Origin of the sequence: Streptomyces sp. NPDC059788 (assembly GCF_042732265.1) — a bacterium.
Lineage (GTDB): Bacteria > Actinomycetota > Actinomycetes > Streptomycetales > Streptomycetaceae > Streptomyces.
The window spans coordinates 98,925-125,221 of sequence record NZ_JBHWHY010000009.1 but is presented as its reverse complement, the minus strand read 5'-3'; the positions used below and the strand labels follow the sequence as shown (position 1 = coordinate 125,221).

Genomic DNA, 26,297 nt, shown 5'->3' with positions numbered 1-26,297 from the left:
AGAGCGCGTGGGCGCGTCGGTCAGTACGTGCGGTCGGCGACGCGTACGCGCCGGGCGTGGGTGAGGGCGGCGCGCAGGCCTTCGGCGGGGACGGGGAGGCCGGGGACGTCGGCCAGGCCCTCGCGCGGGACGTCCGGGTCGGCGGCGTACATCCGGGTGCAGGCGGTGGACTCCGGCTCGAACCGCCAGCACGCGGCCAGCGGTCCGGCGTCGACCGTGTCGAAGCCGAGCCGGTCGATCAGGGCCGCCGCCGCGGCCTTGGACCAGGCCTCGTCGCCGGCGATCGGCAGCGCGGTGCGGTCCGGTGCGCCGGTGGGGCGCGCGAGTTGGGGGAGGTGGTGCGCCAGGATGTTGTTGAACGCCTTGACCAGGCGGGCTCCGGGCAGGTGCCGGCGGACGAGTTCGCCGGTGGTCAGTTCCTCGCGGTCGAGCGGGATGATCCGGCCGTCGCGGGCCGGGTGGTAGTTGATGGTGTCCAGCACGGTCCGGCCCCGCAGGGCGGCCGCCGGCAGGGCGGGGACGGCCGTCAGCGGTACGGACGCCACGACGAGTCCGCCGGCCTGCGCGGCCTCCTCGGCGGTGCCCGCGGTGGCCAGCGGACCCAGCCGGCCGGTCAGCCCGGCGAGGCTGTGCGGGCCGCGGGAGTTGGCGACCACGACCGGGATGCCGGCCGCCACCGCCAGCCGGGCGACCGCCGTGCCGACGCGTCCGCTTCCGATGATTCCCAGAGTCGGCATGTCCCTCAACCTCGTTGCTGTGGTGGCGGATCGTCGGCCCGGCCGGACCGGTCCGGGCCGATCCGGTCCACACCGGCGGGGATGCCGCCACCCTAGCTCATGTTCACCCCCAGGTGAACATGTTGTACGGGCTCGGGGCGCCGCCGGTCAGAAGTCGACCCGTGCGCGGTCGTCGATACGGGCCACGGACTCCTGGCCGAAGCGCTTCAGGTAGGCGGCGCGGATCTGCTCGATCTTGGGACCGTTGGGCCGGGCCTCGGACGTCGGATAGAGCAGGATCAGCTCGTACGAGCGCTCCCGCTCGATCGTGCCGTGCGCGTCGCGGTACTGGCCGTACCCGTCCTGGACGGTGAGCCCGCCGGGGAAGCGCGGGGTGACGAACGCGTCGATGAAGGCGTGGAATTCCTTGTCCGTGACCGGCGGGCCGCCGTCGGGCCGGGCGGTGCCGAACAGCAGGCTGGTTTCGATGTAGGGGCGCCCTTCGGCGGCCTTCGGGGATGCCGCGGCGGTGGCGGCGGGACGGGACTCGTCGGCGAGCGCCGCATACGCGGTGGGGGCTCCGGCGCCCAGGAGCGCGGCGCTCAGAGCGATGGCGGCCGGCCGCAGACGCGAGCGGCGGCGGGGGGAGGGGACGGAGCGTTCGGGCGACAGGGTCATGTGCCGTGCCTTCCGGGGTGCGGAGTGCGGGGCGGATCGCGAAGCGAAGGTATCGGGCGGGAGCGGGCGGCGCGCTCTTCGTTCCGGTCAACGCGGCGGGGTGCCGGAGGGTGCGGGCGGGTTCCCTGGAGTGGCTCGGATTGAGAGGGTGGTGAATGGTATGGGTGGGACGATTGGGGAGGGGGTGCGGACTGATGGCGACGAGGGAGTTGTGGCGAAGACGGGGGTGCCGGGCCGTCGTCCGGGCCGGAGCCGTGGCGCTGGTCGCCGTACTGCCGGCTTGTGGGGCGCGGGACGGCACCGGGAACACGCCGTCCGAGGCCACGCGGACCGCGGAAGCGACGGCCGACGACACGACGGCCGACGACACGAAGCACACGAACACCGGAGCCCCGAAGCCGGAACGCCCCCGCCCCACCGCCGCGTTCACCGGGACGCACTGGAACGTGGAGCGGCTGCGCCTCGACGACGGCGTGACGGCCCCGCCGCACGGCGGGGCCTGGATCACGTTCGACGGCAACGGCCACGCCGAGGGCAGCCTCGGCTGCCACCGCTTCCGGGCCGATGCCGAGGTCGCCGGGAAGCGGGTGCGCATCGGTCAGGTCCGGGTGTCCGAGGAGATCGCCCCCGCCGCCACGGTCGCTTCCTCCCTTTCCGAGGGCGGCGAGCAGACCTGCGACCGCCTGCGCACCACGTTCGAGAAGTACATGAAGACGCTCCTGCGCGGCGGCCTGCGGGCCGGCCCCGGGCCGTCGGGGGAATCGTCCTTTCTCGTCAACGACCGCAAGGACGGCTTCTCGTTGCAGCGCGGTCGTCCCGCGCCGCTCATCGGCACGAAATGGACCGTGGAAACGCTCATCTCGGGTGACACCCAGTATCTGACGACGGATGCCGCCCCGGACATCGGAGAGGTGTATGTCGTCTTCGGCAAGGACGGCACCGTGCACGGCAGCCTGGGGTGCAACGATTTCGCGGCGAAGGCCGAGACCGACGAGCGGACCGTCAAGTTCTCGGAGGCGGCCACCACGACCGACCGTGCGTGCGACGAGCCTTCCAAGAGTGTGGAGGCGGGATTGCTGGACGTATTCCGCAAGGACGCCGATTACTCCATGGGGCACGATGCCGTGTCCGTGGAAACCGACACCGATACGCCTCTCATGTCCGGCGGATTCAGGGCGAAGACGGGGGACAAGGTGAGAGCGAAGAAGGAGGGCGAGCGTAAGTGATATGGACGCGGAGCGGGAGAGGGCGGCAGTGCGGGGTGCTGGTGTCCGCGGTCCTGTTGGCGGGGCTCGTCGGCTGCGGCACGGACCGCGGGGGCCAGGGGGGACAGGAAAGCCCGGGCGGGACCGGCAGGGCGGCTTCGCCCGTGTCGCCCGTCTCCTCGGCCACCGACGACGAGAACCCGCTGCCGCTGGCCGGGCCGCACTGGGACATCTGGGAGGTGTCCATCGAGGGCGGCGGCCTGGAGCGGGCGCCGCGCGGTGCGGCCTGGGTCAAGTTCGACGGCGCCGGCCATGCGTCCGGGAATTTCGGCTGCCATGAGTTCCGGGCGAAGGCCGACATCAAGGGCGACACGGTGACGGTGCGGGACCGGGAGACCCTGCCGGGCCCGGGCGGCGGGAAGAACTGCGACGCGCGGCACCTGGATTACGAGAAGGACGTTCAGCGGGTCCTCAACGGCAAGTTGAAGATCACCACTAACTACTCCTGGGTGAATCTGACCGACTCGCGCGGGTCGAAACTCGTGCTGCACAAGAACCGCCCCGTCCCCCTCGTCGGCAGTGAATGGACCATCAGCAAGCTCGATTACAGCGACGAGGAGTGGGGGATCGGCGACCGGGCGCCGGGTATCGGCAGGGTGTATTTCGTCCTCGGCGAGGACGGCACCTTCCACGGGAGCTTCGGCTGCAACGACTACCGGGGGAAGGCCGACGTCGGCCCGGAGACCATCAAGTTCTCCCAGGCCGAGCCGATCACGGACAAGCGTTGTTCAAAAGCGGTGATGGATACGGAGGAAGAGGTACGCAAGCGGTTCGACCAGACGGTGGGCTACAAACTGGGCCCGGACTGGCTGACCGCGAGCACGTACCCGTACCACAACCTCGCCATCGGATTCGTCGCGGGCGCCAAGCCCAAGAGCTGACGCCCCTAGGCATACGGCCCGGCGGGAGGCCTCCCGCCGGGCCGCGCCCGTACAACTCCCGCCCGTTACTTCACGACCGAGATCCGGTCGGCCTTCGGCGGCGCGAGCGGCGCGGTCGCCGAGGAGTGCGCCGTGAGGTACGCGGTGAGCGCGTCCAGGTCGGACGGCCCGACGTACTTGTCCTTGCCCTCCTTGAGGACGGCGAAGCCGTCACCGCCCCCGGCCAGGAACTCGTTCATGGCGACCCGGTAGGTCCTGGCCGGATCGATCGGATCGCCGTTCAGCCGCACCGAGTCCTTGACCACGCGCTCGGCGCCCGACTTGGTCAGGTCCAGGGTGTAGGTCAGCCCCTGCGACACCTGGAGGATCTTCGGGGACGCCGCGTTCGCGCCGCTGACCTGCTGCTGGAGCGCGGTCAGCAGCTGCGTGCCGGTGAGGCCGACGACGTTGGTCATGTTGGTGAAGGGCTGCACGGTGAAGGCCTCGCCGTACGTGACGACGCCGTCGCCCTCGCTCCCGGACGCCTTGTGCGCCAGGTCGGCGCGGACCCCGCCGGGGTTCATCAGGGCGAGCTGCGCCCCGCCCTTGTCGGCGGCCTTGGCGGCCTCCAGCTGCGCGTCCGCGATCAGGTCGCCGAGCGGCGTCTCCGGGGACGCCATGCCGCGGCCGGGGATGTCGGCGGAGATGTAGCCGACGGGCTTGTTCGCGACCGGCGCGGCGAGCTTGTTCCAGCGCTGGATGAGCGCGGTCATGTCCGCGGCCTTGGGCTGGGTGCGGTTGACGACGTGGTTGCGCGCGGCGGCCGACTTCACCGACGTACGGACGATGTCCTTGGTGCGGCGGTCGTACGTGAGCGTCGTGTCCGTGTAGAGCTTGCCGAACGAGGCGGCCGAGGTGACGGTGCGCGGCATCCCGGACGGGTCCGGGATCGTGCACGCGTACGCCTGGTGGGTGTGGCCGGTGACCAGCGCGTCCACCTTCGGTGTGACCTTCTTGGCGATCTCCGCGATCGGGCCGGAGATCCCGTTGCCCGGCCCCGGGCTGTCGCAGTCGTAGTTGTACGCGGTGGAGGCGGGCAGCCCGCCCTCGTGGACGAGCGCGACGATCGACTTCACGCCCTGCCGGTCCAGCTCCTTGGCGTACTTGTCGATGGTCTCGGCCTCGTCGTGGAACTTCAGGCCCTTGACGCCGTTCGCGCTGACGACGTCGGGGGTGCCCTCCAGCGTGACCCCGATGAAGCCGATCTTGACGCCCTTGTGCTTCCAGACGGTGTACGGCTTGAGGATCGGGCGGCCGGTCTTCTCGTCGGTGACGTTCGCGGCGAGGTAGGGGAAGTCCGCGCCCTTGAAGCGCTTGCCCTTCTCGTAGCAGCCGTCCGTCGGGTGGCAGCCGCCCTTCTGGAGGCGGGTCAGCTCGGCGCGGCCCTCGTCGAACTCGTGGTTGCCGACGGAGGTGACGTCCAGGCCGAGCTTGTTCATGGCCTCGATGGTCGGCTCGTCGTGGAAGAGCCCGGACAGCAGCGGGCTGGCGCCGACCATGTCACCGGCCGCGGCGGTGACCGAGTACGGGTGGCCCTTGCGCGCCGTACGGAGCGAACTGGCCAGGTACTCGACGCCGCCCGCGTCGACCCTCTTCCTGCCGCCGTCGGACTGGAGCTCCTCGACGGTGCCGGACGAGCCCTGCGGGGGTTCGAGGTTGCCGTGGAAGTCGTTGAAGGAGAGGAGCTGCACATCGACGGTGCGGGAGGCGTGGCCGTGGCTCCCGCCGTGGCCGTGCCCGTGGCCGGTGTGGCGGGCGTGGGCGGCGGTGGCAGTGGCGGCGGATTCGGCGCCGGCCGGTGCCGCGGCCGTGATGCCGACGGCGGCGGCGAGCACCGCCGCCCCGGCCGTCAGTCTGCGCGTCGCGCGCCGCCGCTGCGGTCTCGGTGACATGAGGAGGGTCTCCCTTGTGGGCAGGTGTCCGAGCGGACGCAGCCTACGGTCAACGCGCGTAGCGGAACAGGGGGTGACAGGTGACGGACCGGTGTGCATCGGGTGTACCGGCGTGCGGGCCGTACGCTTCGAGGCATGACTGACGCAGCACAGGACAAGGGCCGGACGGGCCGCCGGATCGAGGTGGCGGACGAGCCGGCGCCGGACGCGGCCGCCGCCGTACTCGAACTGATCGAGCTGGCCGCGGCGACGGACGGGCAGCCCGCCGTGTCCGAACAGGGGCGGCTCCAGCTGCGCGGCGGGCGGCGCGAGGGCGTACGGCACCTGCTGCTGTACGTGCCGGGCGGGCCGGACGACGAGGCCGGGGTGCTCGCCGGGTACGCGCAGCTGGAGGACACCGACCCCGTGGAGGCACCGGCCGCCGAGCTGGTCGTGCACCCGTCGCACCGCGGCCACGGCCACGGCCGCGCGCTGGGCACCGGACTGCTGGAGCAGTCCGGCCGCCGCCTGCGGGTCTGGGCGCACGGCGGCCACTCCGCGGCCCGCCACCTCGCCCAGACCCTCGGCATGACACTCTTCCGCGAGCTGCGGCAGATGCGCCGCCCGCTGAGCGGTCTGGAGCTGGCGGAGCCGACGCTTCCGGAAGGCGTGACCGTACGGACCTTCCAGCCGGGCACGGACGACGCGGCGTGGCTGGAGGCGAACGCGGCGGCCTTCGCGCACCACCCCGAGCAGGGTTCGCTGACCCAGCGCGACCTGGACGACCGCAAGGCCGAGCCGTGGTTCGCCCCCAAGGGCTTCTTCCTCGCGGAGCGGGCGGGCCGGCTGGTCGGCTTCCACTGGACCAAGATCCACGCGGACGAGGGCCTGGGCGAGGTGTATGTGGTCGGGGTGCGCCCGGACGCGCAGGGCGGCGGGCTCGGCAAGGCGCTCACCGCGATCGGCTTGCGGCACCTGGCGGCGCAGGGCGTGCCGACGGCGATGCTGTACGTCGACGCGGACAACGTGCCCGCGGTGACCGTGTACGAGCGGCTCGGCTTCACCACGCACGAGACGGACCTGATGTACCGCACGGAGACGTGAGGGCACGGGGGACGCCGCCGTACGGGCGGGGAGTGGTCCGGGCCGGGAGCGGTCCGGACCGGGCCCGGCGACAGAACCCGGCGTACAGGCCGCCTCGTCCTCCGCACGACCGGCCCAGGTTCCTCCGACCCGGCAACGCCGCGTCGGAGGGACCTCGTCGTCCCCATGATCCAGTGCCGGCGGGCTCCGGGGGCCCGCCGGCACGGCCGTTCCGGGCTGGGAAACGGGAGCCCTCCACCGGCCTCTGAAGAGATGGGTGGCGCCCTTTTTCACGGCTGACCCTCGGCGGGCTTGGTGTAGACGTTGACCGGGTCTTCCATGTGCTTCACGAACTTCTCGTGCTCGTACTCGTCCGCGTGAGCGAGAATCCACACGTTCAGGTGCACGGCGGTGTCCCAGACACTGGAACGGGCGCCGCACCGCGCGCCGTTGATCTCGGTGACGCATTCGGCGACGTGCTTCCGGATGCCGGTGATCTGGACTTCCCTGCGCGCGGGCACGGGGGCGGAGGCGGTCATGGGCTTGCCTTCGGGGTGGGGGATGCCGAGGGCGGCGTCAATGCCGCCACTGGTGCGCAAAAAGAGCACGCCGTCCTGTCCGCATGAGCGCATGAGCCGGGTGAGGTCTTCCCGGCCGGGGCCGGTGTTGAAGTCGGGGTAGGAATGGGTCACTTGTTGTCACCGTTCGTGGGGGGGCGCCGGAACACGATCAAGCCGCGGAGTCCGTCAACCGGACTGAGAACAGGCGCGTACCGGGCCGTCCAGCTCCACGTGGCCCGTGAGCAGGCATCCGGAACAAAGCCCACTCCTCTCCGTAGCGGTTGCACTACCGTCGGGATTCAGCGTGGCCTGTAGCCGGGGGCCCTTCAACCTGTCGATTCGGCATGAAAGGTCGGTGACCGTCTTTGAATCGCAAGGAGTTGAATCCCGACAGCAGCCCGCAGGCGGCTTATGGGGCGCGTCTGCGCACCGTGCGCGAGGGGCGCGGATGGACCCAGGAGGAGCTGGCCGGGCACATGGGGTACTCCAGTGTGCATGTTTCAGCGGTCGAAACCGGTCGCAAGCCTCCGACCCTTCCGTTCTCGCGCAGTGTGGACCGGGCGTTGGGCCTGGCCGGCACCGAGAACACGTTTGAGCGCGGGTTCCGCGAGATCAGGCACGGCAGCCTGCTGGAAGGATTTCCGGAGTACGTCGGGTACGAGGGCCGGGCGGTGGAGATCCGGCTGTACAACGTGGGCATCATTCCCGGGTTGCTGCAGACGCCGGAGTACGCGCGCGTACTGGCGGACAGTGCCGTGCGACGGGCTGCCATCACGCCTGAACAGGCGGATGAGCGCGTCGCGTTCCTGGCCGAGCGCCAGGCCTTGCTGCAGCGGCCTCGGCCCCCCATGGTGTTCGTGGCCATGGACGAAAGCTGTATCCGTCGACAGGTCGGCGGCTCCGCCGTCATGGACGCGCAGTTGGCCCGGCTGGTCGAGTTTGCCGACCTGCCGAACACGCTGTTGCAGGTGGCGCCGTACGGGATAGGGGAGCGCCGCACGTTTGACCTGCCCGTCAACCTGTTGACGCTGCCGGACCGGTCCTTGATCTGCTACGCCGAATCGCAGGCGCAAGGAAACCTGGACCGGGAGAGTGCCTCCGTGGTGCCCGTACTGACGGCCTACCATCAGTTGCAGGCCGAAGCGTTGTCGCAGGCGGCATCCGTGGCCATGATCGAGCAGGTACGAAAGGGCGCCCCGTGACCACCGAATCCCCCCGCTGGGTCAAGTCTTCCTACAGCAACAACGGCGGCGACTGCGTAGAGGTCGCCACGAACCTCGTCGCCTCGCGTGGCGTGGTCCCCGTCCGTGACAGCAAGGACCCGTACGGCCCGGTCCTGACGCTGCGTTCCGCCGCCTTCGCCGGGCTGGTCGAGTTCGCCCGGCGAGCTGCCGTCTGACCTGCGCGGCCGGTTCGCTCGGGCACCCGGTCACTTCCTCACCGGAGCGGCGGGCCCCTCTGGCCTGCCTCCTGCTTCACGGCGACAGGGCGTCGCGAACAGCCGTACAGCGGACACAACCGATCGCGATAAGCGAGCAGTTGCGAAAGGGCACCCCGTGATGATCGATTCCTCTTCCCCCCGTTGGGTCAAGTCTTCGTACAGCGACAACGGCGGCGACTGCGTAGAGGTCGCCACGAACCTCGTCGCCTCGCGTGGCGTGATCCCCGTCCGTGACAGCAAGGACCCGTACGGCCCGGTCCTGACGCTGCGTTCCGCCGCCTTCGCCGGGCTGGTCGAGTTCGCCCGGCGAGCTGCCGTCTGACCTGCGCGGTGACAGACCCCGGCGTACAGGGCGCCGCGTCCAGCCGTACAGCGGACACAACCGGTCGCCGTTCGTCGCGCAGTGATCGATGCGTGTCGCCGTCCCGCATTCCGGGGCGGGGGAGCCGTACGTCCCGCTAGCCTCCGGCCTGAGTGCTCCGCCAGCACTCGGTACGACGGCCAGGCCGAAACGGCGGCAGACGTAGGAGATTTCCTTGCCCTTCCACGCCGAAGAGCACGCCCGCATCGTGTCGGTGGAGCGTCTGCGGCCGGGGGACCACGCTTTCGCGAGCTACACCGACGAGGAATCGCGCTGGGCCACGATCGGCTCGTTCACGCAGACCGGCATCTCCCGCGGCGAGCGGGTCCTGCTGTTCGCCGATCCCGCCCTGCCCGAGACCACCGTGCTGGAGCACCTGGAGGCGTACGGGCCGCCGGTCGGACCGCCGCTGGAGTGCGGACAGCTGAAGCTGCTCACCATGGACCAGATGTGGCGGCCGGCGACGATCTCGGTGGAACGGCAGATGGCCGGGCTGCGGAGGGAGGTCGAGGAGGCGCTGGACGAGGGGTACGCCACGGTCCGCAGCGCCATCGACATGGCCTGGGTCGCGTCCTACGGCGCCGACATCGAACGCGTCCTGTGGCGGGAGAGCGAGGGCTGCCACCCCCTGTTCGCCGACGCGCACTACACCGAGATCTGCACGTACGACGAGACCAGGTTCGACGACGACGTGCTGGGCCGGGCGGCGGTCGGCCACCCCACGGCCCTGCTGAGACGGCCCGGCACGCTGCTCGCGCGCCCGTTCACCGAGGACGGCGAGCGCGACACGTACGGGCTGCGGCTCGTCGGCGAGGCCGACCTGTCCACCCGCGAAGAGTTCAATGACGCGCTGCGCCGCGTCGCGGACTCGGCCGCGCCGCGCGTCGTCCTGGACCTCACCGAGCTGTCCTTCCTGGACGTCTACTGCGCCCGGGCCGTCCTGCTGCTGGCCGCGGCCGACGAGGCCAAACACCTCGTCATCCGGTGCGGCGGCATACACGCCCACACGTTCCTGCTTCTGGGGGCGCTCGACATCCCGCAGCTGACCGTGGAAGGCGAGTGACGCATGGGACCGACGACCCAGGGGCGAGCCGCCGGGGGCCCGGAGCGGCCACCCGGGCCGGCCGCCGGCCTTCCTGCCGACTGCTGCCTGGAGGCCGACTTCACCTCGGCCGACCTGTCGAGGCTGCGCGTCGTGCTCGGTGAGTACGCGGCACGCCTGGGCCTGACCGGGCGCAGGCACAACGCCCTGCTGCTGTCCGCCAACGAACTGGCCGACAACGCCGTCCGGCACGCGGGAGGCGGCGGACTGCTCAGGCTCTACCGCGAGGGCTCCCTGGTGTGCTGCCGCGTCTGTGACAGCGGGCCGGGCTTCGACGCGTCCGTCATCCCCGACCACCCGCCAGGACTGGAACGTTCCACGGGGTGGGGGCTCTGGACGGTGCGGCAGCTGACGGACGGGCTGGAGGTCGGCCCGGCCGACGGCGGGGCGCGGGGGGCCATCGTCACGTGCGGCGTACGGCTGGTGCACCCGCCCCGCTGAGCCGGGAAACCGCAGGCCTACCGGGTTGACAGGCGCGACACGCTTGGCAGACCCTTCCACTACCTCGTTAGTGGAACTGGCGGGGCCGGAGACGGTGGAGGGGCGGGAAAGCGTGCTGCGCCGCAAGAGCGACCCCGCCAGCCGGATAGCGGGCCACACCGCCATCGAGGCGGTCGGCCTCGGGCTGCGGGTCCGCCGCGGCTGGGCCCTGCGCGACTGCACCTTCCGGCTGCCGGCCGGCCGCCTGTGCGCCCTCGTCGGCCCCAACGGGGCGGGCAAGAGCACCCTGTTCTCGCTGGCCGCCGGGGTGCGCAGGCCCTCCGAGGGCGCCGTCACGGTCTTCGGCGTCGACCCGGCCACCCCGCAGGGCCGCGCCCACGTCGCGATCCTCACCCAGGACAAGCCGCTGTACCCGCGGCTGACCGTCGCCGAGACGCTGCGCATGGGCTACGAGCTGAACCGGGCCCGGTGGAGCCGCGAGACGGCCGAGCGGATCGTACGGGAGGGGGGCGTCCCCCTGGACGTGCGCGTCGGCACCCTGTCGTCCGGGCAGCGCACCCGCGTCGCGCTGGCCCTGGTGTTCGCCAAACGGCCCGAACTGATGCTGCTCGACGAGCCGCTGGCCGATCTCGACCCCCTCGTGCGCCACGAGATCGTGGGCCTTTTGATGTCCCAGGTCGCCGAGCACGGCACCACCGTCGTGATGTCCTCGCACGTCCTCGCCGAGCTGGACGGTGTCTGCGACTACCTGCTGGTCCTGGCGGACGGCCGGGTACGGGTGGCCGGCGAGGCCGACGACGTGATCGGAGCCCACACGCTGCTGAGGGGCCCGTACGCGGCCGCGGGTGCCGCCGGGGGCGCGGGCGGGGGCGGCCTGCCGCCGGAGATCGCCGCGCACACGGTGATCGAGTCGCGCGTCACGGGGCGGCAGCTCACCGCCCTCGTCCGGCGCCAGGGACCGGTCACCGGGCCGTGGGAGGCCGCCGACCCCTCCCTCGAAGAGCTGCTGCTCTCCTACCTGCGGACCCCCGAGGCACCCGCACTGATCGCCCCGAGCGCCGAACCCCGCGCGGCGGGCCCGCGCCACGCGCCCGGCACGCCCACCGGGTCCGGCGGCACCGGCGGGGCTCCCGGCACTGCCAGGGCCGCCGGGGATGCCGCCAGGGCACCCGGCGGCATCGGCAAGGCCCGTAACGGGGGCAAGGCCCGTAACGGAGAGAAGATCCGTAGCGGCGAGAAGGCGCGTCACGCCGAGAAGGCCCGTACCGCAGGGGAAGCCCGTACCGCCGAAGGGTCCCGCACGACGTGAGCACCGGCACGACAAAGGCCGCCGTCCGGCACTCCGTACGGGTCTGGCGCGGTCCGCTGCGCGGCGTGACCTGGCTGGTCTGGCGGCAGCACCGGTGGGCGGCCCGGGTGCTCGCCGTGCTCGTGATCGTCTTCGCGGCCGGTGCCGTGCTGCTGCGGGCGCGGATGGCCGGCTACATCGACAGCCACCACATCGCGGGCTGCCCGGAGATCTCCCGGCTCCCGGCCTGCGCGGGCACCCAGGACGCGGTCATCGCCTTCCGCGCCGGATACGGGCAGGTGATCGACCTGATCACCACGGTCATGCTGCTCCTGCCCGCCGCGACCGGCATGTTCCTGGGCGCCCCGCTGCTCGCCCGGGAGCTGGAGAACGGCACGGACAGGCTGGCCTGGACGCAGTCGGTCAGCCCGCTGCGGTGGTTCGCCGCCAAGTGCGCGGTGCCCCTGGCGCTCGTACTGACCACGGCTCCGGTCCTGTCCGCGCTGGTCACCTGGTGTCTGCGGCCGGCCGCGGACGAGGTCTCCGGGGCGTACTGGTACCAGTACGGCACCTTCGCCGCGCTCGGGCCGGTCCCGGTCGCGTACTGCCTGCTGGCGCTGGTGACCGGCGTGCTGGCGGGGCTGGTGCTGCGGCGCACGGTGCCCGCGGTGGCGGTCACCGCGGTGCTGACCGGCCTCTGGTCATACGTGTTCGCCGCCGTGCGCCCGCGTCTGCTGGACACCGTGACGACGCGGACGGCGTCCGGCGGCACCGACGCCTCCGACTTGCCCGACGACTCCTGGTACCGGGGCGGCGGCCTGCTCACCGCGTCGGGCGAACGGCTGCCGGAGGAGAGCTGCCCCGCCGGCCGCGGTTACGCGGCCTGCCTGCGCGAACACCGGGTGACGGGTGCCTACCTCGACAGTCACCCGGTCGCCCACCACTGGCCGCTGGCGTGGGCGGAGTCCGCACTGGTGGCGGGCGCGGCCGTGGTGCTGGCGCTGATGCTGCTGCTGGTCGCTTCACGGGTGCTGCGGCGGCGCTGAAGCGCTGGGGCTGGAGCCAGGGCCGGGGCCGGGGCCGGGGCCGGGCCGTCGGCCCGACCACTGTGGAGGCCGGGGCGGCCGGGGGCGTCCTGCGGGCACATCCACGCCTGTCCACGCCTGGGGGCGCACGCCGGAGCAGTCGCGCGCCCCATCGTGCGCCCTGGGGCGCGCCCCTCGCAGCACAAGACACGGGAATGTAAACACCGGGGAGTAGCTGCCCGCTTGCCTGTGCGCCACATCCGCGTTACCGGTGATTCAACGTCGCTTGCGAGCATCACTGAATGCAGCCCGCTGTCCCGAACGCCGCCGGTCGCCGTCTGCGTCCCGTACCGACTCCGTCCGACAGGCTCACTTTGCCCTCGGCGCGGAAGAATAAGGTCATGAACCAGGAGCCCAGTGCCCAGGCCACGGAACGGACCGACACGACGCCGCCCCGCACGGCGCCCCACCTGCCGCCGTCCGCACAGCCCTCGGTCGGCTCCATAGCCGCGCACCGCCCGCACGCGGTCGCCGTGCCGGTGCCCGAGCTGGAGCCCGACCTCGACGCCGACCTGGACGACTACGAGGAGTCAGGCGCGGCGGGAGCCGACGGCGAGGAACTGCCCGCGGGACGCTTCCTGGACCGCGAGCGCAGCTGGCTGGCGTTCAACGAGCGGGTGCTGGAGCTGGCCGAGGACCCGGCCACCCCGCTCCTCGAACGCGCCAACTTCCTGGCGATCTTCGCCAGCAACCTCGACGAGTTCTTCATGGTCCGCGTCGCGGGCCTGAAGCGGCGCATCGCGACCGGCGTCGCCACCCGCTCCGCCTCCGGCCTCCAGCCCCGCGAGGTGCTGGACCTGATCTGGACCCGCTCGCGCGAGCTGATGGCCCGGCACGCCGCCTGCTACCAGCAGGACGTCGCGCCCGAACTCGCCGACCAGGGCATCCACCTCATCCGCTGGCCGGAGCTGACCGAAAAGGAACAGGCCCGCCTGTTCACCCTGTTCCGCCAGCAGATCTTCCCGGTCCTCACCCCGCTCGCCGTCGATCCCGCGCACCCGTTCCCGTACATCTCCGGCCTGTCGCTGAACCTGGCCGTCGTCGTACGCAACCCGGTCAGCGGGCACGACCACTTCGCGCGGGTCAAGGTGCCGCCGCTGCTCTCGCGCTTCCTGGAGGCCGCGCCGCAGCGGTACGTACCCATCGAGGACGTGATCGCCGCCCACCTGGAGGAGCTGTTCCCCGGGATGGAGGTGCGGGCGCACCACATGTTCCGGGTCACCCGCAACGAGGACCTCGAAGTCGAGGAGGACGACGCGGAGAACCTCCTCCAGGCCCTGGAGAAGGAGCTGATGCGGCGCCGCTTCGGGCCGCCGGTGCGCCTGGAGGTCGAGGAGTCCATCGACCCCGCCGTCCTGGACCTGCTCGTCCAGGAGCTGAAGGTCTCCGACTCCGAGGTCTACCCGCTGCCCGGCCCCCTGGACCTGACGGGGCTGTTCGGGATCGGCGCCCTGGACCGTCCGGAGCTGAAGTACCCCAAGTTCGTGGCGGGCACCCACCGCGACCTCGCCGAGGTCGAGTCCGCTTCCGCGCCCGACATCTTCGCCGCGCTGCGCGCCCGCGACGTGCTGCTGCACCACCCGTACGACTCCTTCTCCACCTCCGTACAGGCGTTCCTGGAGCAGGCCGCCGCCGACCCGGACGTCCTCGCCATCAAGCAGACGCTGTACCGCACTTCGGGCGACTCGCCGATCGTCGACGCGCTGATAGACGCGGCCGAGTCCGGCAAGCAGGTGCTCGTCCTCGTCGAGATCAAGGCGCGCTTCGACGAACAGGCCAACATCAAGTGGGCGCGCAAACTGGAGGAGGCGGGCTGCCATGTCGTGTACGGGCTCGTCGGGCTCAAGACGCACTGCAAACTCTCGCTCGTCGTCCGCCAGGAAGGCGAGATGCTGCGCCGCTACTCCCACGTGGGGACCGGCAACTACCACCCCAAGACGGCCCGGCTGTACGAGGACCTGGGGCTGCTGACCGCCGACCCCCAGGTGGGCGCGGACCTCTCCGACCTCTTCAACCGGCTCAGCGGCTACTCCCGCCGGGAGACCTACCGGCGGCTGCTGGTCGCCCCCAAGTCCCTGCGCGACGGCCTCGTCCAGCGCATCACCAAGGAGATCGCGCACCACCGCGCCGGCCGGCCCGCCTACGTACGCGTCAAGGTCAACTCGATGGTCGACGAGGCCGTCATCGACGCCCTGTACCGCGCGTCCCAGGCCGGTGTGCCGGTCGACGTGTGGGTACGCGGCATCTGCGCGCTGCGGCCCGGCGTCGAGGGGCTCAGCGAACACATCAGGGTACGCAGCGTGCTCGGCCGCTTCCTCGAACACTCCCGGGTGTTCGCCTTCGGCAACGGCGGCGAACCCGAGGTCTGGCTCGGCAGCGCCGACATGATGCACCGCAACCTGGACCGGCGGATCGAGGCACTGGTACGGGTCACCGACCCGGGCCACCGCGCCGCCCTCAACCGGCTGCTGGAAACCGGCACCTCGGACGCCACCTCGTCCTGGCACCTGGGACCGGACGGCGACTGGACCCGGCACGCGGTCGACGCGGACGGCGCGCCGCTGCGCAACGTACAGGAACAGCTCATAGACGCCCGGAGGCGCCGGCGTGGCCCAGCGACATGACTTTCCCCCGCTCCGCTACGAGCCCGCCGGGCCCGGCGGCGCGCCTGCCGCGGTGGCCGACGGCCCGGCACGCGCCGGGGCGCCGGTACGCCCCGGCGGCCGGTCACGCCCGTACCCGGCCGGTGGCACGGCACTTACCGGACGCACCGCCCGCGAAGTCCTCGCCGCCTACCTGCACCACCAGGCGGCGGACTTCCTGCGCAGCCTGCGCTACCACCGCGAGAGCGGCCCGGACGCGGAAGGCACCCGCGAGGCGGCCCGCCAACTGCGCTCCGCCGCCCGGCGGATCGGCGGCGCGCTGCACACCTTCCGCCCGCTCACGGACGAGAAATGGGCCGACCACCTGCGGGGCGAACTGGCCTGGCTGTCCGGCACGCTGGCCCGCGAGCACGCCAGTACGGAGCGGCTGGACCGGCTGATGGGGGCGTTGCAGCGGCTCACGGGGCGGGCCGAGCGCGACCCGGGCGCCACCCGCGCGGGCACCGGTGGCGCACCCGCCTCCACCGCCCCCTTCGACGTCCCGCCCGTCGGCTCCGGGCGGGACGCGGCGGACGCCGCCGAGGCCGACGCCATGCTCTCCACCGGGGCCGCACGGGCCGGCGCCCTGCTGGAACGGCAGATCACCCTCGCCCGTACCCGCGCGCACTCCGCCGCCCTTCAGGCGCTCGGCTCCTCCCGCTTCCACGCCGTCGCCGACGCCGTCGCCGTACTCGCCTCGGAAGCCCCGCTCGCCCCGGCGGCCGACCGGCCCGCCGAGGACGTGCTGGTCCCGCTGGCCGAACAGGCCCACCGGCTCCTCGCGGAGGGCGTCGCGGCCCTGCCGCTCGCCCGCGCCGGACACGCGTACAACGCCGACGCGCTCACCGCCGACCCCCGGCAGGACGCTCCCTGGCACCAGGTACGCCTGCTCGCCCGCCTCAGCCGCTACGCCCGGGAAATCACCGACCCCGACGACACCGACCCCCGTCTCGCCGAGGCCGGCCGGGCCCTCGAACGCCACCGCGACGCCGCCGAGGCGGCCTCGGCGGCGGCCACCGCGGCCCGCACCCCGCGCATCGCCCCGGCCACCGCCTACGCGCTCGGCGTCCTCCACGCCGACCAGCGCCACGAAGTCGAGGCCGCCCGTTTCGTGTTCGGCCGGGTGTGGCTGCCCGCCCCGGCACCCGAGACCGGCCCACCGGCGCGAAAGGGATGACGGAGCCATGACCGCACCCGCCAAACCCATCCGAGCCGCGGGCTGCGTCCTGTGGCGCCGTTCCCCCACGGCAACGGCCACGGACGCGGCAACGGACACGGACACGTACACGTACACGGCCACGTTCTCCGCCACGAACAGCGGGCTGGAGATCGCCCTCGTCCACCGTCCGAAGTACGACGACTGGTCGCACCCCAAAGGCAAACTCAAACGGGACGAGGACTGGCTCGCGGGCGCCCTCCGGGAAGTCGCCGAGGAAACCGGCATGCAGTGCCGGCCCGGCGTCGAACTCCCCGCCTCCCACTACCTGGCGGGCGGCCGCCCCAAAGAAGTCCGCTACTGGGCCGCCGAAGCCACCCACGGTTCCTTCGACCCGAACCTGGAGGTCGACCGCCTGCTGTGGCTCCCCCCGGAGCAGGCGCGCCGGATTCTGACGCAGGAGAGGGACAGGGAACTGGTGGACGCGTTGCTGGAGGCGTTGCGGGGTGCGGGGCGGGGGAGCGCACGGTAGCGGTGGGCGGGGGCAGCGGCCGAACTCAAGTCGAAACGGACGACTGGACAGCGGCCGAGCTGAAGCGCGCCCCAGAGCCCGCGCAAGAGCAACGCGGCACCTTGAGGCACTATTTGACGGCTTGGGGGGCGTCAAGGCTGCCTGACCTGCGTACGCCCCCCACAAAGACCCTGCACAGGAGGCCCTGGGCCCTGTGCAGGGTCATTCTCGTCACTCAGGTGTGGTTCGACGGGCGGCTGAACAAGATCAGTAAAGTCGCTGTCACTCTGGTAGGGGCAGGGCGGGCTTCTGTCCGACGGCCTCCGTCGGAAATACGTCTACGTCGGCCGCACGTCTCGGAGGACGGACGTGCGGCCGTCCGCTATGTGCAGCGTTCACGCACTCTTGTCAGAGTTGCGAAGAGGCACCGGGCAGTCCGGGGAGTCCAGCCATGCCCACTCGCCGTACTCGTCCGCGTTGAGTCCAAAGCGGTCGAAGTCGGGTTGGCCGTTCTCTTCCCACCAGCGGTGGGCGGCTTCCGTCTCGTCCCACAGTCTGCGCGGGCCGGACTGGACGACTTCGTACGTATCGGCGTTCGGTACGTAGTCCGCCGATGCCCACGATCGTGTATCGGCGCTGTAGGTCCACAGCGTGTAGGAGCCGTTGGCGTACCGCTCGGCCCGCCAGAACGCCCCGGGCACTTGCAGCCCGATCACGAACTGTTGCAGCCACCCACCGATATCAGCGGGGGAAAGCGTGGTTGTGCTCTTCGTGCCGTCCGCGGGCCACTCCTGGCCTTTGAGGTAGGCGGCGAAGGGCGGGCGTTCCGTGCGCTGCTGCCGCAGGCGCATGAAGGCGCTGGAGCGGGTGAAAGGGCCGCTCGCTGTTCCGGCGTCACCGACTACCAGGCGCACGATGTGCTCGCCGCCGTACTCGGTTGCCCACGGGGCGACGACGACCCCGCCGGGGCGGGTCTGCCGAGCCCAGGTCCTGGGCATTTTCCTGATGGAGCAGGTAGCGATGACCCGGTCGTACGGGGCGCCGCCGGGGTAGCCCAGGCGGCCGTCGCCCACGATGACCACAGGGGACAGACCGGCGCGCCGTAGGTTTTCGTCGGCGTCCTTGGCTACGCCTGCGTCGTACTCGATGCTGACCACCTGTGTGCCGCCGAGCCGGTGGGCGAGCAGACCTGCGTTCCAGCCTGTGCCCGTGCCGATTTCAAGGACGCGTTGCCCTTCTCGAACGTCCAGGTCGGCGAGCATGGAGAAGACCATGCGCGGCATGGAATTCGAGCTGGAGGGCGTGACCCCCGGTTCGTCACCGGCTTGCCGGCCGTCGTCCCACTGCGTCGTGAGAGGGATGTCGGAGTACACCGCCTGGAACCACGCGTTAGGGTCCTTGGCGCGGTCCACCAGCGCGTTCTGTCGGGTGCCGTCCGCGATGCCCGGCCAGATGCGGTCAGGCACGAACAGCTCACGGGGGACCGCCTGAAACGAAGGCAGCCAGTCGGCAGTCAGGGCGCCCGCTTCTACGAGCGCGGAGGCGAGCCGCGAAGGGCCCGCCTCCTCTGTGCGTGTTGTCACGTGCGCCTACTTGCCGGTCGCGGGGCCGGAGCCGTCGGACGTGTTGCCGCCCTCGTCGGTGCCGCCACCGCCGTGTCCGGCTCCCTTGTTGCTGTCGTCCTGCTGGCTGCCGCCCTGACCGGCGCCGGTTCCGCCGCCGTGCTGTCCACCCATGGGGTTCTCTCCTTCGGAGCTGGATTGAGTATTGCCGTAACCCGCCCGGCCGTCGGACCTCATGCTCAGAAAGGCACGGCCGGGCGGACGGGGCACCGGACCGTGTACGCGGTTTCGGCACCGGTGTCCCCTGATCCCCATGCGAAGGCCGGACGGCGCAAGGGGACTCTTGAGGCCCGTCTCCTGCCGCAGTGCCACGCCGGGGCCGGAGGGCAGGCGCGACAGGAGACGGGGGTCTACAAGTTGATCAGTAGGTGGCGGCAAGAAAGGGGAAGGTGAGAGCAGCGACGAATGTCGGCGCGCCGCATACTGTGGCTGAGACGCCGTCTACGTCGCGCATCACACCGCGCCTATGTCGCGTCGCGCCACCTGCGCGGCCGAGGTGTCGTCGTAACCTTCGGGCTGATGCAGCAGGGTCAGGCCACCCAGGGCGGTACGGGCAAATTCCAGGTCGAAGCAGCGGTTCAGTTGCCGTGCCTCCAAGGCGGCGCGGATGATCACAGCGTGAGGTTCCGTGGTGAAGAGATCGAGCCGCGACTCCCTGACGCGATCCCAGGCCAGTACCTCTTCGACAGCCAGGGTGATCGAGTCGAGCTGGCCTTCGTCCAGGACACCGCCGTCGTAGACGTAGTTGACGGCGGCCTCCGCCCCGGTCTTCGGGTTCGGAGGTGAGTAGTAGTCGAGCAGCTTGCGACCCGGAACGATTTCGAGGCCGACCTCTTCCCGGCTTTCGCGAAGCGCCGCTTCGCGCGGGGACTCGTCTGCATGTCGAGCCCCGCCGACGAGGAAAAGGCCTGCCTTGTACCTGGGCTGGATCAGAACCAGGAGGCCTTCTGCGTCGGTGAGCAGTAACAGGGCCCCCACCCGTGTTCGGGGCTGCTGGCCGTGAGGAATGTCCGAGTGCGTCATGTGCGTCTCTTCGGTTGCGATCGGTGCGGATGCGTTCAGTCAGTTGGTCTTGTCACGCAGATGAGCCGAGAGGCTGTCTGCCATCCCTTGGGCGAGGTCCCGATCTTCGGGCGACAGGGCCTCGTCCCTGGCTGCGTTGATACCGGCGCCGATGGCACCGATGAGGTCGAGCACGTCACCGTCGTCGGGCGACTCGGGCAACTGATGCCCTTTCAGGGCACGTCCTCCGGATCGGCTTCCTTTCAGGGCACGTCCTCCGGATCGGCTTCGGTGCGAGCGCCCAAGTCGGTCCGCAGCCGGGCCTGATCTAGGACTCGGTACAGCTCGCGATCCGAAACGTGTCGGTGCCACCATTCCTCGGCCGCGAAGAGAGCTGCGCAAAGGCGGTCGAGCAGTGAGCGCTTCGGCGGGGCGAGGAGTCGCCGAATATTGCATTCCTCGTTCGACAGCGAAAGGGCCGGTGCGCGGCGCCCGAAGGGGTTCACCTTGCTCACCGAATCCGCGGGCCTATGAGAGCGAAGCACAGGGTGATCGACAACGCCAGTACGGCGAAGTACGTGTAGATCAGGTGCGCTACCACAGGGTGTTCGCGCCGAAGGGCCTTCAGGGCTGCAAAGCCGGTCGCACCGCCGGCCTCGGCCTGGAAGCCGAGAAGCGTGCAGCGGATGGTTGAGCGCATGACGGGGCGGTCCGGGTCACAAGACTGCTCGGCGAGCGAGTCAACCCAGTCGTAGCGGTCGTACCGGCGCCGCATACCGATGTAAGAGCGGATGCGCTTGAGAGTCCAGAATGTGAAAACGTCCACTGCCTCGCAGCCCTTTGGTTGGTCAGGTCGAGCCCGGCCCCTCCCTCCCTTGCGTCATCAGAGAGGGGCCGGGGGGCAAGGGTTCGACGTAACTTCGGCGGCCAGTTCAGCCCAAACGCTCTTTCCGAAGGAGCGCCGTTTGGTCCCCCAGCGGTCGGCCAGCTCGGCGACAAGGATCAGACCGCGGCCGTGTGTGTCCTGCGCGCATGGCGCCCGGAGGATGGGCCGGGCGAAAGACCTGTCGGTGACGGTGACGAGTACCCGGCCGTGAGCTGGTCGGCTGACTCGAAACCGCAGACGGCGACACTTCGAGTGCTGCACGGCGTTGGTCACCAGCTCAGAGGCAACCACCGACACTTCATCGATCAAGGCGTCGAGCCCCCATGTGTCCAAGGCCGTGTCAACGAGCCGTCGGGCGCGTCGGACGGACTCCGGCTTGCACAGCAGGGTCTCGCTGTAGCCGGGGACGCCGGTCGCGTTAGGTCTGGTCGCGGTCATGGTCACGGGGTCTCCCCTCCGGACGGTGGATCACTCACCCCTGTCGGGGGGCAGGGCCGAGCGCTCTCCTCCAAGCCTCCGGAGCCGGTTGATGCACGTTGCAACCGGCTGGAGGCTCTGACCAGTCAACGCCAGGGAACAACTGCGGGGAGTAGGTCTCGTGTTGGGCGTATCTTGCTGTTGGCTTCTGCTGTTGGCTTCTACGAGCCGTACCGGTCGGAAGATGCGGAGGGGGCGGGGACTGTGCGGGAGCACGAGATCGGGCCGCTGTTGAGGGAACTTCGCGAGAGGACAGGGCGCTCCCAACGGGAACAAGCTGATGAACTGAACCGCCGGACTGGGCGCAGCGTCGACCGGTTCCAGGTCTCAGACTGGGAGCGGGGGGTCATCCCTGGGCCGTATTGGCGTGGGCACATGGCGGACTCATTCGCCGTGCCGGCCGACTTGCTCAGCAGAGCCGCCAGTGCGTCCCGACGGCAACGCAGGCTGGAAAAGCTCTCCTTGCAGGGAGACGACAGTACGGAGGGAAAGGTGGACCGAAGGAAGTTCTTGGGGACTGCGACCGTGGCCGCAGGCATGGCAGCGGAGCCATGGGGGAGGTTTGCTGCCGCGCTTTCAGGCGGAAACGTGGACGCCACGACCGCACGTCACCTTGTGGGGGCGACGGTCAAGCTGTATGCCGACGAGGAGCATGTACCTGCTCCTTTGCTGTCCGCGCGGATCGCGGCGCATCTGGATGCCATCACGTCAGCTATTCCGCGTGCTGGCCGACACCGATCGGAACTGATCATCACGGCTGGCGAGACGGCAGCGCTTGCCGGGTGGGCAGCATGGGACCGCGGCGATTACGAAGACGCCGCCCACTATTACCGAACAGTGCGCGATGCCGCCAGGGAGAGTGGGCATCGACCCTTGGAGGCGCTTGCATTGGCCTATGCCTCCTACGGTGCCGGCAACCCCGCGAAAGCCGCTCAGATGCTCAGTGAGGCTCAGCAGTGCGTCAAGGGGCCGGGTTACGCCACCGCACACGCATGGACGGCAGCACGGGAAGCTGAAGAGCACGCTCGAATTGGAGCGGGCCATGCCGCGGTACGAGCCCTTGAGCGCGCCCGGACCGCCTATCAGTTCGCCACCCCAGAGGCCGAGCAGCCGTGGGTGCGTTTCCTGCGGCCTGCACGCCTCGACTCAATGGCGGTGTCGACGTACACGCGGCTTCGGCACCCAGAGGCCGTCATGCAGGCGAAGCATTCTCTGGGGCACCTGGACGAAGGGAACCCAAAGGTCAACGTGGCAGTCCTGTGCGATGCTGCGATGGCTCATCTGACAACGGGAGAGGCGGATCGAGGGGTGGTGGTGGCCCGACAGGCGCTCAGCACTGCCTTGGAGCACAACTATGTTGGTGTGACTATGGTCGATGTGCGGATGAGGGAACTTGGGGGGGCCTTGCCGGACAGCATCGCGGCGCGGAGCCTGCGAGAGGAGATCCGCGCCGCTGTCACCTGATGGTCAGCTCCGAGTCTCGGCTGACACCCAGCTGAGGTAGCCAGGGGAGCCGCCCGTGATCGGCAGCGCGATGATCTCTGGCTCGTCGTAGTCGTGGTGCTCAGCGATGAACGAGGACAGACCATCGACAAGGGCGCTGCGGGTCTTGAAGTCGATACGCCACTCCTGTTCCTCCTCAACTTTTCCCTGCCACTGGTAAACAGAAGAGATGGAATAGACCTGGGCGCACGCAGCCAGCTTCTCGTTCACGACGGCGCCCGCGAGGGTGCGAGCCTTGTCCTCAGAGTCGGTAGTTGTGATCACTACGGCGTAGTCGCTGTTCGTCATGCCCGAGAGCCTAGAGGCAGGAAGGGCAGCGCAGTAGAGCGGTACATCAAGCTGAGGTCCCGGCCGCTTGAGCCAGCCGGACGTTCGCCAGGACAGCTTAGGAGCGCCCGCTTCAAGCAAATGGCCCCTTCGCCGTGCTCTGGGAATTACACTCGCGCCATGGCCCAGATAATCATCACCATCTACACGGATGACCTCACGGGGGAATAATCCTCGAAGGCCGCCACGCACTCTCTCGCCCTCGATGGCGTGGCGTATGAAATCGACCTCGGTCCCGACAGCTACGACAAGCTGCTGGAGGCGATCGGCCCCTTCCTGAAGGCCGGCCGCCGTCAAGGCCGCCTCACGGGCGCAACCGGAGCGCGCAAGGCCAAGCCGGCCAGTGGTGGCGACACCGCGAAGATCCGGGCCTGGGCCAAGGGGAACGGCTACAACGTCAACGACCGCGGTCGCGTCCCGGCCGAGATCCGCGAGGCCTACGTTAAGGCGAGCTGATCTGTCTAAACAGATCACCAGCCCCTCGCAACCGTGAGGGGCTTTTTCACGTACAGGCACTGCGCTGATGAGGGCTCGCCAATTGCACAGCAGGATCAGCACTTGCCTCCGATAGCCGTGTCCGCCCCGGTGCCAATGGCTAGAATCTTCACCATGGACTGGGGGGATGTACCAGCATGGGCGGCACTCGTCGCCGGTAGCGGGGCACTCTTGATCAGCTACAAGGCGCGGCAAGATGGTCGGCGGTCCGCTGATGCGGCCACAAGGTCCGCACTCGCCGCAGAAGCCTCTCTGGAGGAACAGCGTCGCCTGGCAGCCGAACAAAGGTCCGCTTCGGCGCCGCGAGTCGAGTTGACCATTGAGAAGGTAAGCGGGCGGAAGTATCGGTGCCGAAACATTGGCGGCGTAACCGCTCATAACCTGTTCCTGCGCTGGTACGAATACGGCAACCCGCCGCCAATTGTTTGGAGCTTGGGGGAGCGGGCGGGGAGCAGGCGAGTTCAGTCACTCCAGCCGGGTGAAGCAACGTACGACCTGCCGTTCCCAAAGGAGAAGTGGAGGATAGTCCGGCACGTCTGGGCAACATGGGAAGGGCAGCCTGAAGAAGTGGCCATTCCTGTGCCACCTCCACGTACTTAGCGTTTCGGATGCCAGATGTCAGCCCTCGTCGAGTAAAATAAATAGGCGGTCGCGGGAGCGCGCGGTAGTGGTGGGCGGGGGCAGCGGCTCTTCGACCGGGAATCAGGCCCGGCGGGAGGGCCGCGAGCGCTCATTCGGGCGCGCCAGCACGTCGTACGGGTGCGGCAGCGGACGTTCGCTCGCCGCCGTCAGGCGCGCCTCCTGCTCCGGTGTCAGCTCCCAGCCGCAGGCCCCCAGGTTGTCCGTCAGCTGCTCCGGGGTGCGTGCCCCGACGATCGGCGCCGTCACACCCGGCTGCTGCAACAGCCAGCGCAGCGCCACCTGCGCCGGGCTGCGCCCCGCCTCGTCGGCGACCGCGAGCACCGCGTCCACGACCCGCCACGTCTCCTCGGTGTCCCGGTCCCGCCAGCCCTCACGGCCCTGCTGCTCCTGCACGGCCGCCTCGCGCGAGCCCGCGGGGGCGGCCGTCATGCCGCGCCGGTACTTGCCCGAGAGCCAGCCGCCCTGCAACGGGCTCCACGGGATGACCCCGACCCCCTCCGCCGCGCACAGCGGCAGCAACTCCCACTCCAGCTCCCGCGACAGGAGGTTGTAGAGCGGCTGCAGACAGACGAACGGCTCCCATCGGTGGAAGCGTGCCACGTCGAGCGCCTTCTGCAACTGCGAGGGCGCCACACTGCTCGCGCCCAGGTAGCGCACCTTGCCGTCCCGTACGAGCGTGTCCAGCGTCGACAGGGTCTCCTCGACCGGCGTCTCCGCATCCCACATGTGCGTCTGGTAGAGGTCGATGTAGTCCGTGCCGAGACGGCGCAGGCTGCCCTCGACGGCCGTCAGGATGTGCTTACGGCTCAGCCCCGACGCGTTCCCGCCGCCCTCGCCCATCGATCCGAACACCTTGGTGGCGACAACGAGTTCGTCGCGGTTGCCGCGGGCCTTGAGCCAGCGGCCCAGGATTTCCTCGGACACGCCCGCCCCGTAGATGTCGGCCGTATCGACGAAGGTGCCGCCCGCCTCAGTGAACATGTCCAGCATGCGGTGCGAGGTCCGCTCGTCCGCGCCGCTGCCGAACGTCATGGTGCCCAGGCACAGTTCGCTGACGCGCAACCCCGTCCCGCCGAGAAAACGCTGCTCCAGCTGGTGTGGCTGCCCCATGGATTCCGCCCCTGCCTTCCGTCGGCTGATGGGGCCACCTAAGACGCGAAGGCCTCTGGGAGCAACGCAATTTCGAGGCGTGAGATCCGGCCCGCACGCCTTCCGGTGCCCCTTCACACCGGCGCGACCGCCTCCCACCGCACCGTGACCTCGCCCTGCCGCCACCGCCGGGGCCCGTCGGCCAGCGGCCACGCCGTGCTGAGCGCGAGCACGCTGCGCATCCACCGCTGCCGCGCGCCGAGCGACGCGTACGGGGCCGCCGCCGCCCACGCCCGGTCGAAGTCCCGCAGGAAGGCGTGCACGGGCTGGCCCGGCACATTGCGGTGGATCAACGCCTTCGGCAGGCGTTCCGCCAGGTCGGACGGGGTTTCCAGGGCGCCGAGGCGGGCCGCGAAGGTGACCGTGCGCGGCCCCTCGGGGCCCAGCGCCACCCACACGTGCCGCCGCCCGATCTCGTCGCACGTGCCCTCCACCAGCAGCCCGTCCGGCGCCAGCCGCGCGCACAGCCGCTCCCATACGGCGGCGACCTCGTCCTCCGCGTACTGGCGCAGCACGTTCGCGGCCCGGATCAGCACCGGCGCCTGCCGCCCCGGCAGCGGCACCTCGAAGCCGCCGTGCGCGAAGGCCAGCCCCGGGCACGCGTACGGCGCGGCCGCCGCGACCCGCGCCGGGTCGATCTCGACGCCGACCACCTGCACGTCGGCCCGGACCGTACGCAGCCGGGCTAGCAGCTCGACGGCCGTCCAGGGCGCGGCCCCGTAACCGAGGTCCACGGCGACTGGGGCGGGGGCGCGGCGCAGTGCGGGGCCGTGGGCGGCGGCGATCCAGCGGTCCATGCGGCGCAGCCGGTTCGGGTTGGTGGTGCCGCGGGTCGCGTTCCCGAGGGGGCGGGAGGGCGGGGGAGAGGCGGACGAGCTGCGGACCATGTCCTGACCCTATGTGCCCATAGACCCCATCTGCCCCGCCGACCTCAGTAGGCCTCCCCCCCCCACCTCGCGCCCGGAAGTGCCCGAGCCACCCCGCCCCCCCCCGGAAGCGCCCCCGCCCCCCCCGGAAGCGCCCGCCCCGCCCCGGAAGCGCCCGCCCCACTCCGCTCCCCCCCCCAGAAGCACC

26 protein-coding genes and 2 pseudogenes are annotated in these 26,297 nt (G+C 70.6%); 15 read left to right on the top strand and 13 right to left on the bottom strand.

Annotation, left to right across the window (positions count from 1 at the left end):
• Positions 1-20: 20 nt before the first annotated feature.
• The gene (locus ACFV57_RS10575) at positions 21-737 is read right to left on the bottom strand and encodes an NADPH-dependent F420 reductase (RefSeq protein ID WP_385228356.1); all 717 of its coding nucleotides are present in this window, start codon (positions 735-737) and stop codon (positions 21-23) included.
• A 147-nt stretch (positions 738-884) separates the two neighbouring features.
• The gene (locus tag ACFV57_RS10570; protein WP_385228353.1) at positions 885-1,394 is read right to left on the bottom strand and encodes a DUF3574 domain-containing protein; all 510 of its coding nucleotides are present in this window, start codon (positions 1,392-1,394) and stop codon (positions 885-887) included.
• Positions 1,395-1,549: 155 nt separating this feature from the next.
• Between ACFV57_RS10570 and ACFV57_RS10565 the strand changes: the two genes are divergently transcribed.
• Both ACFV57_RS10565 and ACFV57_RS10560 read left to right on the top strand, forming a co-directional pair.
• Positions 1,550-2,620, top strand: coding sequence for an META domain-containing protein (locus ACFV57_RS10565; RefSeq protein ID WP_385228350.1), 1,071 nt, complete (start codon positions 1,550-1,552; stop codon positions 2,618-2,620).
• Between the two features lie 143 nt (positions 2,621-2,763).
• Positions 2,764-3,540 (top strand): META domain-containing protein, encoded by a 777-nt coding sequence (locus ACFV57_RS10560; RefSeq protein ID WP_385228347.1) that lies wholly within the window; start codon positions 2,764-2,766, stop codon positions 3,538-3,540.
• 65 nt (positions 3,541-3,605) lie between these two features.
• On the opposite strand, the gene ACFV57_RS10555 is transcribed toward ACFV57_RS10560, so the two are convergent.
• Positions 3,606-5,471 carry a bifunctional metallophosphatase/5'-nucleotidase gene (locus tag ACFV57_RS10555; RefSeq protein WP_385228343.1) on the bottom strand — a complete coding sequence of 622 codons (1,866 nt, stop codon included), beginning with the start codon at positions 5,469-5,471 and terminating at the stop codon, positions 3,606-3,608.
• 135 nt (positions 5,472-5,606) lie between these two features.
• Between ACFV57_RS10555 and mshD the strand changes: the two genes are divergently transcribed.
• On the top strand, positions 5,607-6,554 hold the full coding sequence (mshD, locus tag ACFV57_RS10550; RefSeq protein ID WP_385228340.1) for a mycothiol synthase: 948 nt from the start codon (positions 5,607-5,609) through the stop codon (positions 6,552-6,554).
• Between the two features lie 269 nt (positions 6,555-6,823).
• Here the strand turns inward: mshD and ACFV57_RS10545 are convergent, their stop codons facing one another.
• On the bottom strand, positions 6,824-7,225 hold the full coding sequence (locus ACFV57_RS10545; protein WP_385228337.1) for a hypothetical protein: 402 nt from the start codon (positions 7,223-7,225) through the stop codon (positions 6,824-6,826).
• 233 nt (positions 7,226-7,458) lie between these two features.
• On the opposite strand from ACFV57_RS10545, the gene ACFV57_RS10540 reads away from it, so the two are divergent.
• From ACFV57_RS10540 to ACFV57_RS10495, 10 genes and pseudogenes are all read left to right on the top strand, one after another.
• Positions 7,459-8,295, top strand: a complete 837-nt coding sequence (locus ACFV57_RS10540; RefSeq protein WP_385228334.1) for a Scr1 family TA system antitoxin-like transcriptional regulator — start codon at positions 7,459-7,461, stop codon at positions 8,293-8,295.
• Complete coding sequence (locus ACFV57_RS10535) at positions 8,292-8,492, top strand: DUF397 domain-containing protein (protein WP_385228331.1); 201 nt, start codon at positions 8,292-8,294, stop codon at positions 8,490-8,492. The genes ACFV57_RS10540 and ACFV57_RS10535 overlap by 4 nt, the downstream gene beginning before the upstream one ends.
• Positions 8,493-8,655: 163 nt before the next feature.
• Positions 8,656-8,856: a DUF397 domain-containing protein gene (locus tag ACFV57_RS10530; RefSeq protein WP_385228567.1), complete on the top strand. Its 201-nt coding sequence runs from the start codon at positions 8,656-8,658 to the stop codon at positions 8,854-8,856.
• Between the two features lie 214 nt (positions 8,857-9,070).
• Positions 9,071-9,958: an MEDS domain-containing protein gene (locus ACFV57_RS10525; RefSeq protein ID WP_385228328.1), complete on the top strand. Its 888-nt coding sequence runs from the start codon at positions 9,071-9,073 to the stop codon at positions 9,956-9,958.
• Positions 9,959-9,961: 3 nt separating this feature from the next.
• Positions 9,962-10,438, top strand: a complete 477-nt coding sequence (locus ACFV57_RS10520) for an ATP-binding protein (RefSeq protein WP_385228325.1) — start codon at positions 9,962-9,964, stop codon at positions 10,436-10,438.
• A gap of 115 nt (positions 10,439-10,553) precedes the next feature.
• Positions 10,554-11,525, top strand: a pseudogene (locus ACFV57_RS10515) (ABC transporter ATP-binding protein); the annotation flags it as partial.
• 218 nt (positions 11,526-11,743) lie between these two features.
• Complete coding sequence (locus ACFV57_RS10510) at positions 11,744-12,772, top strand: ABC transporter permease (protein ID WP_385228322.1); 1,029 nt, start codon at positions 11,744-11,746, stop codon at positions 12,770-12,772.
• A gap of 380 nt (positions 12,773-13,152) precedes the next feature.
• Positions 13,153-15,435, top strand: coding sequence for an RNA degradosome polyphosphate kinase (locus tag ACFV57_RS10505; protein ID WP_385228319.1), 2,283 nt, complete (start codon positions 13,153-13,155; stop codon positions 15,433-15,435).
• Entirely contained in the window at positions 15,419-16,630 is a 1,212-nt protein-coding gene (locus ACFV57_RS10500) for a CHAD domain-containing protein (protein WP_385228317.1), read from the top strand. Before ACFV57_RS10505 ends, ACFV57_RS10500 begins: the two co-directional genes overlap by 17 nt.
• A gap of 7 nt (positions 16,631-16,637) precedes the next feature.
• A complete protein-coding gene (locus tag ACFV57_RS10495; protein ID WP_385228314.1) occupies positions 16,638-17,141 on the top strand; it encodes an NUDIX hydrolase in 504 nt (167 codons plus the stop codon).
• A 374-nt stretch (positions 17,142-17,515) separates the two neighbouring features.
• Here ACFV57_RS10495 and ACFV57_RS10490 read toward each other — a convergent pair whose 3' ends face one another.
• The 6 genes from ACFV57_RS10490 to ACFV57_RS10465 form a co-directional block, all read right to left on the bottom strand.
• Positions 17,516-18,703, bottom strand: coding sequence for a methyltransferase domain-containing protein (locus ACFV57_RS10490; protein ID WP_385228311.1), 1,188 nt, complete (start codon positions 18,701-18,703; stop codon positions 17,516-17,518).
• 6 nt (positions 18,704-18,709) lie between these two features.
• Positions 18,710-18,856, bottom strand: coding sequence for a hypothetical protein (locus tag ACFV57_RS10485; RefSeq protein WP_385228308.1), 147 nt, complete (start codon positions 18,854-18,856; stop codon positions 18,710-18,712).
• A gap of 339 nt (positions 18,857-19,195) precedes the next feature.
• The gene (locus tag ACFV57_RS10480; RefSeq protein WP_385228305.1) at positions 19,196-19,765 is read right to left on the bottom strand and encodes an NUDIX domain-containing protein; all 570 of its coding nucleotides are present in this window, start codon (positions 19,763-19,765) and stop codon (positions 19,196-19,198) included.
• 39 nt (positions 19,766-19,804) lie between these two features.
• Positions 19,805-19,939 carry a hypothetical protein gene (locus ACFV57_RS10475; RefSeq protein ID WP_385228302.1) on the bottom strand — a complete coding sequence of 45 codons (135 nt, stop codon included), beginning with the start codon at positions 19,937-19,939 and terminating at the stop codon, positions 19,805-19,807.
• A gap of 316 nt (positions 19,940-20,255) precedes the next feature.
• Positions 20,256-20,570: a hypothetical protein gene (locus ACFV57_RS10470; RefSeq protein WP_385228299.1), complete on the bottom strand. Its 315-nt coding sequence runs from the start codon at positions 20,568-20,570 to the stop codon at positions 20,256-20,258.
• Positions 20,571-20,627: 57 nt separating this feature from the next.
• Complete coding sequence (locus tag ACFV57_RS10465; protein WP_385228564.1) at positions 20,628-21,068, bottom strand: ATP-binding protein; 441 nt, start codon at positions 21,066-21,068, stop codon at positions 20,628-20,630.
• Between the two features lie 627 nt (positions 21,069-21,695).
• On the opposite strand from ACFV57_RS10465, the gene ACFV57_RS10460 reads away from it, so the two are divergent.
• Entirely contained in the window at positions 21,696-22,571 is an 876-nt protein-coding gene (locus ACFV57_RS10460) for a hypothetical protein (protein WP_385228296.1), read from the top strand.
• 3 nt (positions 22,572-22,574) lie between these two features.
• Here the strand turns inward: ACFV57_RS10460 and cutA are convergent, their stop codons facing one another.
• Positions 22,575-22,898 (bottom strand): divalent-cation tolerance protein CutA, encoded by a 324-nt coding sequence (cutA, locus tag ACFV57_RS10455; RefSeq protein ID WP_385228293.1) that lies wholly within the window; start codon positions 22,896-22,898, stop codon positions 22,575-22,577.
• Between the two features lie 159 nt (positions 22,899-23,057).
• On the opposite strand from cutA, the pseudogene ACFV57_RS10450 reads away from it, so the two are divergent.
• A pseudogene (locus ACFV57_RS10450) lies at positions 23,058-23,393 on the top strand (Lsr2 family protein).
• Positions 23,394-24,134: 741 nt separating this feature from the next.
• Here the strand turns inward: ACFV57_RS10450 and ACFV57_RS10445 are convergent.
• Positions 24,135-25,166 (bottom strand): aldo/keto reductase, encoded by a 1,032-nt coding sequence (locus ACFV57_RS10445; RefSeq protein ID WP_385228562.1) that lies wholly within the window; start codon positions 25,164-25,166, stop codon positions 24,135-24,137.
• 131 nt (positions 25,167-25,297) lie between these two features.
• Positions 25,298-26,110, bottom strand: coding sequence for a class I SAM-dependent methyltransferase (locus ACFV57_RS10440; RefSeq protein ID WP_385228290.1), 813 nt, complete (start codon positions 26,108-26,110; stop codon positions 25,298-25,300).
• Positions 26,111-26,297 lie beyond the last annotated feature (187 nt).

Bases quoted from the DNA above. Each gene is read 5' to 3' on its own strand.
- ACFV57_RS10575 (WP_385228356.1), bottom strand. From the start codon at position 737: ATGCCGACTCTGGGAATCATCGGAAGCGGACGCGTCGGCACGGCGGTC.
- ACFV57_RS10570 (WP_385228353.1), bottom strand. From the start codon at position 1,394: ATGACCCTGTCGCCCGAACGCTCCGTCCCCTCCCCCCGCCGCCGCTCG.
- ACFV57_RS10565 (WP_385228350.1), top strand. From the start codon at position 1,550: ATGGTATGGGTGGGACGATTGGGGAGGGGGTGCGGACTGATGGCGACG.
- ACFV57_RS10555 (WP_385228343.1), bottom strand. From the start codon at position 5,471: ATGTCACCGAGACCGCAGCGGCGGCGCGCGACGCGCAGACTGACGGCC.
- mshD (WP_385228340.1), top strand. From the start codon at position 5,607: ATGACTGACGCAGCACAGGACAAGGGCCGGACGGGCCGCCGGATCGAG.
- ACFV57_RS10520 (WP_385228325.1), top strand. From the start codon at position 9,962: ATGGGACCGACGACCCAGGGGCGAGCCGCCGGGGGCCCGGAGCGGCCA.
- ACFV57_RS10505 (WP_385228319.1), top strand. From the start codon at position 13,153: ATGAACCAGGAGCCCAGTGCCCAGGCCACGGAACGGACCGACACGACG.
- ACFV57_RS10495 (WP_385228314.1), top strand. From the start codon at position 16,638: ATGACCGCACCCGCCAAACCCATCCGAGCCGCGGGCTGCGTCCTGTGG.
- ACFV57_RS10485 (WP_385228308.1), bottom strand. From the start codon at position 18,856: ATGGGTGGACAGCACGGCGGCGGAACCGGCGCCGGTCAGGGCGGCAGC.
- ACFV57_RS10480 (WP_385228305.1), bottom strand. From the start codon at position 19,765: ATGACGCACTCGGACATTCCTCACGGCCAGCAGCCCCGAACACGGGTG.
- ACFV57_RS10465 (WP_385228564.1), bottom strand. From the start codon at position 21,068: ATGACCGCGACCAGACCTAACGCGACCGGCGTCCCCGGCTACAGCGAG.
- cutA (WP_385228293.1), bottom strand. From the start codon at position 22,898: ATGACGAACAGCGACTACGCCGTAGTGATCACAACTACCGACTCTGAG.
- ACFV57_RS10440 (WP_385228290.1), bottom strand. From the start codon at position 26,110: ATGGTCCGCAGCTCGTCCGCCTCTCCCCCGCCCTCCCGCCCCCTCGGG.